Below are 1,900 nucleotides of genomic sequence, written 5' to 3'. Positions count from 1 at the left end.
CTGCGACGCCGCGTCCGCGAACGTCTCGGCGGAGGTCAGCACGAAAGCCGTGGCGCACAGGACGACGACCGTCGCCTGTCCGGTGTGGACGGCGATTCAGATGCAAGACTATTCTATCACAAGCCAGAGCAAAGGGAAACACCTGACCAATCAAGACCGTTTAAACATTGAACGTTGGCACAATAAAGAAGGACTGAGCAACCGTGAGATTGCGCGCTTATTGAATAAAGCTCATGGGACGATTGACAGAGAGATGAAGCGAGGGGAAATCCAGCTCAAGCGGAAGGTAAAATACTCTGCTAAAAAGGCTCAAGAAAATTATGAAGGATTGAGGGCTCACAGTGTTCGTCCGAGTAAACTCACGACTGAGATTGATTGTTATGTGAGTACACGTCTTAAAGAAGACAAGGACTCTTTGGAAGTCATTCATCAGGCTCTAAAAGGAGTTTCTCTGAGCAGCCTCTACAATTGGGTCAACTGGGGCTGGTTAGAAGCCAAGCGTCATCATCTTTTCTATCCGCAGTATAAGGCGGCAAAGAAAATCAAACCTCGTGCGCCAAAGCATCCTTTTGGTAAGTCTATTGAAGAACGGCCTGAGTTCATTAACAATCGCTTAGAAGTGGGGCATTACGAGATTGACACGGTCATTCTTACGAGAGCTAAGAACAAGGTGCTTTTGACGCTCACAGAGCGAAAATACCGCACGGAGATCATTCGCTTGATTGATGGGAAAACAGCACAGGCGGTCAATGATGAGCTGGTGGAACTTCAAAAAAGTTATGACTTCAAATCCATTACCCCTGACAATGGCCATGAATTTGCAAGGCTCTCTGAGGACGTAAGCTGTCCAGTTTACTATGCACACGCCTACGCGAGCTTTGAGCGAGGGACGAATGAAAACCATAACCGAATGATTCGTAGGCATCTGCCAAAAGGCACAACAAAGACGACCCCTGAAGAAGTCGCCGCTATCGAGTATTGGATGAACCATTATCCAAGAAAAATGTTCAACTATAAGAGTTCATATGAGATGAGCTTGGCTGGCTAACTTGGACTTGCAATTTGCGATTTTTATTTTTTATAAAAAAATAAATTAAATAGGCTAGGAAATTCAGCCTTTTTGCGTTAAAATAGTCTTTATGACATTAACACAAGAATTTGATACGATTGCGGCGATTTCGACACCGCTTGGTGAAGGAGCAATTGCCATTGTTCGTTTATCAGGGACAGATGCCCTAAAAATTGCTCAATCTGTCTATAAAGGAAAAAATTTAACTCAAGTTGCTAGCCATACGATTAATTATGGCCATATTTTTGAAGAAAAACGTCTCGTTGACGAAGTCATGGTTTCAGTCATGCGTGCGCCTAAAACATTTACACGCGAGGATATTGTTGAAATAAATACGCATGGTGGAATTGCAGTCACACAAGAAATTTTGCAATTACTTTTACGTAATGGCGCAAGACTCGCTGAACCTGGCGAATTTACCAAACGTGCCTTTTTAAATGGACGAATTGACTTGGCTCAGGCTGAATCTGTCATGGATTTAATTCGAGCTAAAACTGACAAAGCTGCCAACATTGCCGTAAAACAACTTGACGGAAGTCTTTCAAAAATGATTAATAACATTCGTCAAGAGATTCTCGAAAGTTTGGCACAAGTCGAGGTCAATATTGACTATCCAGAGTATGATGATGTGGAAACAATGACTTCACAAATGCTCCTTGAAAAAACGGCTCATTTTGAACAGCTTTTGGAAAATCTTTTATCAACAGCTAAACGCGGAAAAATTTTAAGAGAAGGTTTAAAAACGGCGATTATTGGTCGGCCAAACGTTGGAAAATCAAGTTTACTTAATCAATTGCTTCGTGAAGAAAAAGCCATTATCACTGATATTGC

At 42.5% G+C, this 1,900-nt stretch carries 2 protein-coding genes; both read left to right on the top strand.

Annotated elements, in window-relative coordinates:
* Positions 1-100 precede the first annotated feature (100 nt).
* Positions 101-1,048, top strand: coding sequence for an IS30 family transposase (locus ABZV40_RS46395; protein ID WP_351004109.1), 948 nt, complete (start codon positions 101-103; stop codon positions 1,046-1,048).
* Between the two features lie 91 nt (positions 1,049-1,139).
* The coding region (mnmE, locus tag ABZV40_RS46390; RefSeq protein WP_355456515.1) for a tRNA uridine-5-carboxymethylaminomethyl(34) synthesis GTPase MnmE at positions 1,140-1,900 on the top strand (761 nt) is incomplete at its 3' end.

The sequence above is a fragment of the Lentzea sp. NPDC004782 genome (assembly GCF_040609115.1).
Lineage (GTDB): Bacteria > Actinomycetota > Actinomycetes > Mycobacteriales > Pseudonocardiaceae > Lentzea.
Note: the sequence above shows the minus strand (reverse complement) of the source record. Positions and strands in the feature narration are given on the sequence as shown.